The organism is Streptococcus mitis (genome assembly GCF_009496155.1).
GTDB lineage: Bacteria > Bacillota > Bacilli > Lactobacillales > Streptococcaceae > Streptococcus > Streptococcus mitis_BQ.
Genome location: NZ_WIJP01000012.1, coordinates 67,630 through 74,281, shown reverse-complemented (window position 1 = coordinate 74,281; position 6,652 = coordinate 67,630). Strand labels below are relative to the sequence as shown.

Annotated in this window: 7 protein-coding genes; 4 read left to right on the top strand and 3 right to left on the bottom strand. The window is 38.4% G+C overall.

Annotated elements, in window-relative coordinates:
• Positions 1–306 precede the first annotated feature (306 nt).
• On the top strand, positions 307–1,086 hold the full coding sequence (rpsB, locus tag GEZ84_RS08110) for a 30S ribosomal protein S2 (RefSeq protein WP_000268470.1): 780 nt from the start codon (positions 307–309) through the stop codon (positions 1,084–1,086).
• 78 nt (positions 1,087–1,164) lie between these two features.
• Positions 1,165–2,205 (top strand): translation elongation factor Ts, encoded by a 1,041-nt coding sequence (tsf, locus tag GEZ84_RS08105; protein WP_000808069.1) that lies wholly within the window; start codon positions 1,165–1,167, stop codon positions 2,203–2,205.
• A 248-nt stretch (positions 2,206–2,453) separates the two neighbouring features.
• Here the strand turns inward: tsf and cysK are convergent, their stop codons facing one another.
• The 3 genes from cysK to GEZ84_RS08090 form a co-directional block, all read right to left on the bottom strand.
• Positions 2,454–3,380, bottom strand: a complete 927-nt coding sequence (gene cysK, locus GEZ84_RS08100; RefSeq protein WP_153224163.1) for a cysteine synthase A — start codon at positions 3,378–3,380, stop codon at positions 2,454–2,456.
• A gap of 96 nt (positions 3,381–3,476) precedes the next feature.
• On the bottom strand, positions 3,477–3,920 hold the full coding sequence (locus GEZ84_RS08095; RefSeq protein ID WP_000863912.1) for a PH domain-containing protein: 444 nt from the start codon (positions 3,918–3,920) through the stop codon (positions 3,477–3,479).
• A gap of 15 nt (positions 3,921–3,935) precedes the next feature.
• On the bottom strand, positions 3,936–4,571 hold the full coding sequence (locus GEZ84_RS08090) for a YigZ family protein (protein ID WP_153224162.1): 636 nt from the start codon (positions 4,569–4,571) through the stop codon (positions 3,936–3,938).
• Positions 4,572–4,627: 56 nt separating this feature from the next.
• Between GEZ84_RS08090 and GEZ84_RS08085 the strand changes: the two genes are divergently transcribed.
• Both GEZ84_RS08085 and GEZ84_RS08080 read left to right on the top strand, forming a co-directional pair.
• Complete coding sequence (locus GEZ84_RS08085) at positions 4,628–5,926, top strand: DEAD/DEAH box helicase (RefSeq protein ID WP_153224161.1); 1,299 nt, start codon at positions 4,628–4,630, stop codon at positions 5,924–5,926.
• On the top strand, positions 5,923–6,585 hold the full coding sequence (locus tag GEZ84_RS08080) for a ComF family protein (protein WP_153224160.1): 663 nt from the start codon (positions 5,923–5,925) through the stop codon (positions 6,583–6,585). The genes GEZ84_RS08085 and GEZ84_RS08080 overlap by 4 nt, the downstream gene beginning before the upstream one ends.
• Positions 6,586–6,652: the final 67 nt, after the last annotated feature.

Below are 6,652 nucleotides of genomic sequence, written 5' to 3'. Positions count from 1 at the left end.
TTTATGTTTTGTCATAGTGGACCTCATTTCTAACTCAAACGTCTCATACTTAATTCCACCATAAAAATCCGTTTTAGACTAATTTCCACTTCGGTTGGGCAAGTGGATGTTACTTTGAGAAGTTACCTAGTGAAACTACTTTAAAAATCTACTAAAATAGCTTGAAAATATTGGAAAAGTATGGTAGAATGAAACTTGTCGTGTGAACGATAATACTCATTCTTGATGAATTGTGAAGCAGTTGCCCTTGGGTCGTTTTGCGAGTTGAAGTCAAGAAGAGGAAAAAAACAAAAAGGAGAAATACTCATGGCAGTAATTTCAATGAAACAACTTCTTGAGGCTGGTGTACACTTTGGTCACCAAACTCGTCGCTGGAACCCTAAGATGGCTAAATACATCTTTACAGAGCGTAACGGAATCCACGTTATCGACTTGCAACAAACTGTAAAATACGCTGACCAAGCATATGACTTCATGCGTGATGCAGCAGCTAACGATGCAGTTGTATTGTTCGTTGGTACTAAGAAACAAGCAGCTGATGCGGTTGCTGAAGAAGCAGTGCGTTCAGGTCAATACTTCATCAACCACCGTTGGTTGGGTGGAACTCTTACAAACTGGGGAACAATCCAAAAACGTATCGCTCGTTTGAAAGAAATCAAACGTATGGAAGAAGATGGAACTTTTGAAGTTCTTCCTAAGAAAGAAGTTGCACTTCTTAACAAACAACGTGCACGTCTTGAAAAATTCTTGGGTGGTATCGAAGATATGCCTCGTATCCCAGACGTAATGTACGTAGTTGACCCACATAAAGAGCAAATCGCAGTTAAAGAGGCTAAAAAATTGGGAATTCCAGTTGTAGCGATGGTTGACACAAACACTGATCCAGATGATATCGATGTAATCATCCCAGCTAACGATGATGCTATCCGCGCTGTTAAATTGATTACAGCTAAATTGGCTGACGCTATCATCGAAGGACGTCAAGGTGAAGATGCAGTAGCAGTTGAAGCAGAATTTGTAGCTTCAGAAACTCAAGCAGATTCAATTGAAGAAATCGTTGAAGTTGTAGAAGGCGACAACGCTTAATTAATATAAATAGTAATTACCTAGGAGGGCGGGGCTTAGCCCAGCTCTCCTATTTTAAAAAAATATAGGAGAATCAAAATGGCAGAAATTACAGCTAAACTTGTAAAAGAGTTGCGTGAAAAATCTGGTGCTGGTGTTATGGACGCTAAAAAAGCGCTTGTAGAAACAGATGGTGACATCGAAAAAGCGATTGAATTGCTTCGTGAAAAAGGTATGGCTAAGGCAGCTAAGAAAGCTGACCGTGTTGCTGCAGAAGGTTTGACTGGTGTTTATGTTAACGGTAATGTTGCAGCAGTTATTGAAGTAAACGCTGAAACTGACTTTGTTGCAAAAAATGCTCAATTTGTTGAATTGGTAAATACCACAGCTAAAGTTATTGCTGAAGGAAAACCTGCTAACAATGAAGAAGCTCTTGCTTTGACAATGCCTTCAGGTGAAACTCTTGAAGCTGCATACGTATCTGCAACAGCAACTATCGGAGAAAAAATCTCATTCCGTCGCTTTGCATTGATTGAAAAAACAGATGCACAACACTTCGGTGCCTACCAACACAATGGAGGACGTATCGGTGTTATTTCAGTTGTTGAAGGTGGAGACGAAGCTCTTGCTAAACAATTGTCAATGCACATCGCAGCGATGAAACCAACAGTTCTTTCTTACAAAGAATTGGATGAGCAATTCGTTAAAGATGAGTTGGCACAATTGAACCACGTTATCGACCAAGACAATGAAAGCCGTGCAATGGTTGGTAAACCAGCACTTCCACACTTGGCATACGGATCAAAAGCTCAATTGACTGATGAAGTGATCGCTCAAGCTGAAGCTGATATCAAAGCTGAGTTAGCTGCAGAAGGTAAACCAGAAAAAATCTGGGACAAAATCATTCCAGGTAAAATGGATCGCTTCATGCTTGATAACACTAAAGTTGATCAAGCTTATACACTTCTTGCACAAGTCTACATCATGGATGACAGCAAGACAGTTGAAGCATACCTTGAATCAGTTAACGCTTCAGTAGTTGAGTTTGCTCGCTTTGAAGTTGGTGAAGGTATCGAGAAAGCTGCAAATGACTTTGAAGCTGAAGTTGCAGCTACAATGGCAGCAGCCTTGAATAACTAATAATAAAAAGGAAGCAATTTGGCTTCCTTTTTTGTTGTATAGAGCTTAGATTTTCTCCTGAAATTGTTTTTTGCCAAGCCTCACTCGATTAGAAATATAGTGGATTGAAACTAGAATAGTACAATATGGCTGCTAAAATATTTTTAGAAATTAATTTAACTTTCCTAATCGATTTGTTCACATCTTATTTGAATCTACTATAGTTAAAACAAAAAGCCCTATTATAAGGGCTAAGTGCATTTATGAGACTACACTTCAAATTCATAGAGTGCTGTAGACAAATAACGTTCTCCGTTATCTGGTGCTAGAGCAAGGACTTTCTTACCTGTACCTAATTTCTTAGCAACTTCAATGGCTCCGTAGATAGCTGCAGCTGAAGAAATACCAACAAGGAATCCTTCTTTTCCACCAATCTCACGGCCAAGTGCGAGAGCATCGTCTGATGTCACACGAACAATACCATCATAGGCGTTTGTATCAAGTGTATCAGGAATAAATCCAGCTGATATACCTTGAATTTTGTGAGGACCAGGTTTTTCACCAGATAGAATAGCAGATTCATCAGCTTCCACTGCATAAACTTGAATGTTTGAATCTGCTGATTTGAGTGCATGAGAAACACCAGAAATTGTTCCACCAGTACCCACTCCAGCAACGAAGACATCTAGTCCATCTTTACCGAAAGCAGCTAGTATTTCAGCTCCTGTTGTTCTTTCGTGTACTTCTGGATTAGCTGGATTGTCAAATTGTAGTGGTAGGAAACCATCACGTTCAGCAGCGATTTCTTGAGCCTTAGCAATAGCACCTTTCATTCCTTCGCTACCAGGAGTAAGGACGAGTTCAGCACCATAGGCTTGGATAATCTTACGTCGTTCCACACTCATAGTTTCAGGCATAACGATAACAACTTTATACCCTTTAGCAGCCCCTACCCATGAAAGTCCAATACCAGTGTTTCCACTTGTTGCTTCAACAATAGTAGAACCAGGTTTCAGAATACCGTCTTGTTCAGCTTTTTCAATCATGCTAAGAGCAATACGGTCTTTTACAGAAGAACCAGGGTTAAATGCTTCAAGTTTTACATAGACATCTGCAGCACCTTCTGGCACAATGTGGTTGAGTTTAACAATCGGAGTTTGACCGATTAGTTCAGTAATGTTGTTATAAATAGACATATGAATACCTCTTTGTATAAGATATCTCTAGTATAACGCTATCTATACCATTTGTAAAATATAGAAATCCTATCGAGGTGATAGGATTTTTTTATATCATAGGTCTAAGCCATTAATTTTCAAGCGATTGTGATAAGCTAATTCTAGTAAATATGTATACAGAGGAACGATATCTGTTTTCTTAGGAAATTCAAATTTATGAGCATTAAAATGCTCATTATGTGCTTTTAGAAAAACATTTTCTAGATAAGTAATCGTTATTTCACTATCATCTATACCTGCTCCTGCAGTTTCCATTTCAACGTTAACAATATTCATCAAAAAAATAGATTTAACGGACATCTTACGACCAGTAGCGCCTTGTTTATCTGTAAAGATAATACGGATATTTGTAAATATAATTGAGTCACGAATCAGTTTATATCCACTTTGAATTTCTTCGTTTTCTAGTAGATATTGTCCATATTCTTTGATAAGAGTTTCTTTGTTTTGCTCGCTAAGGTTACCAGCGAGTCCCTGAATGAATTTTCCAAATGCCATATTTTTCTCCTTTGTTTACACTAAGTTTACAGGAACTTCAACTTCTCGTAAACCTTTATCAGTTAAGGTAACTTTTCCATGAAAAAACTCTACTAATGCGGCTTTAATATTTTCTTTCTCTTCTTTATCAACATAAATCATCGTATCGACTTGATCTGTAAAGTTTGTATCCAGCTCCATGAGAGTATGTTCTTTAAGGAAGTTATTATATTCTTGGTACTGAGCGTAAGATATTTGAATAGCAATACCAGCTTGTTCCTTTATTTCAATGATGCCAATTTCTTTGACAGCTAAGGCAACACTGCCAGCGTAAGCACGAATCAATCCTCCAGCGCCTAGTTTAATGCCACCAAAGTAGCGTGTAACTACCACACAGACATTGGTGAGATTGTGATTTTCTAGCACCCCAAGCATGGGAACTCCAGCAGTACCACTGGGCTCACCATCATCACTTGTCCGTTTAATTTCACTACGTTCCCCAATGATAAAGGCCGAGCAGTTATGCGTAGCTTTGTAGTGTTCTTTTTTGATGGCAGTAATGAAGTCACGAGCATCTTCTTCGCTATAAACACGCTTGGCATGACAGATAAAGCGGGATTTTTTGATTTCTTCTTGGACTTGTCCGTCCTCTTTAATTGTTCTAAATTCCATGATTTAATTGTACTAAAAAATTATCTAAAGCGCTAGGTTTTTACGAATAAAGAAGTATGAAAGTAAATCCAAATTATCTCGGTCGTTTGTTTACTGAGAATGAATTGTCAGAAGAAGACCGTCAGTTGGCAGAAAAACTTCCAGCAATAAGAAAGGAGAAGGGGAAATTGTTCTGCCAACGTTGTAATAGTCTTATTCTAGAAGAATGGTATTTGCCCATAGGTGCTTACTATTGTCGGGAGTGCTTAATTATGAAGCGAGTCAGGAGTGATCAAGCTTTATACTATTTTCCACAGGAGGATTTTCCGAAGCAAGATGTTCTTAAATGGTGTGGTCAATTAACTCCCTTTCAAGAAAAAGTGTCAGAGGGATTGATTCAAGCAGTAGACAATCAGGAACCAACCTTGGTACATGCGGTGACAGGAGCTGGAAAGACAGAAATGATTTACCAAGTTGTGGCCAAAGTGATTGATGAAGGTGGTGCAGTTTGTTTGGCCAGTCCTCGCATAGATGTTTGTTTGGAGCTGTGCAAGCGCCCGCAAAAGGATTTTTCTTGCGAGATAGCCCTCCTACATGGAGAATCAGAGCCGTATTTTCGAACACCACTAGTTGTTGCGACGACTCATCAGTTATTGAAGTTTTATCAAGCTTTTGATTTGCTGATAGTGGATGAAGTAGATGCTTTTCCTTATGTTGACAATCCTACGCTTTACCATGCTGTCAAGAATAGTGTAAAGGAGAATGGATTGAGAATCTTTTTAACAGCGACTTCGACCGATGAGTTAGATAGGAAGGTCCGTTTAGGAGAATTAAAACGATTGAGTTTGCCTAGACGATTTCATGGAAATCCGTTGATTATTCCAAAACCAGTTTGGTTATCTGATTTTAATCGCTACTTAGATAAGAATCGTTTGTCACCAAAGTTAAAGTCCTATATTGAGAAGCAGAGAAAGACAGCTTATCCGTTACTCATTTTTGCATCAGAAATTAAGAAAGGGGAGCAGTTAAAAGAAATCTTACAGGAGCAATTTTCAAATGAGAAAATTGGCTTTGTCTCTTCTGTAACAGAGGATCGATTAGAGCAGGTACAAGCTTTTCGAGATGGAGAACTGACAATACTGATCAGTACGACGATATTGGAGCGTGGAGTTACCTTTCCTTGCGTGGATGTTTTCGTAGTAGAGGCCAACCATCGTTTGTTTACCAAGTCTAGTTTGATTCAGATTGGTGGACGAGTTGGACGAAGCATGGATAGACCGACAGGAGATTTGCTTTTCTTCCATGACGGGCTAAATACTTCAATCAAAAAGGCAATTAGGGAAATTCAACAGATGAATAAGGAGGCGGGGCTATGAAGTGCTTGTTATGTGGGCAGACTATGAAGGATGTTTTAACTTTTAGTAGTCTCTTACTTCTGAGGAATGATGTCTCCTGTCTTTGTTTAGATTGTGATTCTACTTTTGAGAGGATTGGAGAAGAGAACTGTCCAAACTGTATGAAAATAGGGTTGTCAACAAAGTGTCAAGATTGTCAATTTTGGTGTAAAGAAGGAATTAAGGTCAGTCATAGAGCGATTTTTACTTACAATCAATCTATGAAGAATTTTTTCAGTCGGTATAAGTTTGATGGAGACTTCCTTTTAAGAAAAGTTTTTTCTTCATTTTTAAGTGAGGAGTTTAAAAAATACAAAGAGTACCAATTTGTCATTATTCCCCTAAGTCCTGAAAGATTGCTTGATAGGGGATTTAATCAGGTTGAGGGCTTGGTAGAGGCAGCAGGTTTTTCGTATCTGGATTTATTAGAAAAGAGAGAAGAGCGAGCTAGTTCTTCTAAAAATCGTTCAGAGCGCTTGGCAACAGAACTTCCTTTCTTTATTAAAAGTGGAGTCACTATTCCTAAAAGAATCCTACTTATAGATGATATTTATACTACTGGAACAACTATAAATCGTGTGAAGAGACTGCTGGAAGAAGCGGGTGCTGAGGATGTGAAAACATTTTCCCTTGTAAGATGAGGAAAAAATTTGCAAAAATAAAATGAAAGCGTTATAATGAAATCAGAAAAACAAAAAATGTTTAGAA

Coding starts and splice junctions, on each gene's coding strand:
- GEZ84_RS08080 (WP_153224160.1), top strand. CDS start 5,923: ATGAAGTGCTTGTTATGTGGGCAGACTATGAAGGATGTTTTAACTTTT.
- GEZ84_RS08085 (WP_153224161.1), top strand. CDS start 4,628: ATGAAAGTAAATCCAAATTATCTCGGTCGTTTGTTTACTGAGAATGAA.
- GEZ84_RS08095 (WP_000863912.1), bottom strand. CDS start 3,920: ATGGCATTTGGAAAATTCATTCAGGGACTCGCTGGTAACCTTAGCGAG.
- cysK (WP_153224163.1), bottom strand. CDS start 3,380: ATGTCTATTTATAACAACATTACTGAACTAATCGGTCAAACTCCGATT.
- rpsB (WP_000268470.1), top strand. CDS start 307: ATGGCAGTAATTTCAATGAAACAACTTCTTGAGGCTGGTGTACACTTT.
- tsf (WP_000808069.1), top strand. CDS start 1,165: ATGGCAGAAATTACAGCTAAACTTGTAAAAGAGTTGCGTGAAAAATCT.
- GEZ84_RS08090 (WP_153224162.1), bottom strand. CDS start 4,571: ATGGAATTTAGAACAATTAAAGAGGACGGACAAGTCCAAGAAGAAATC.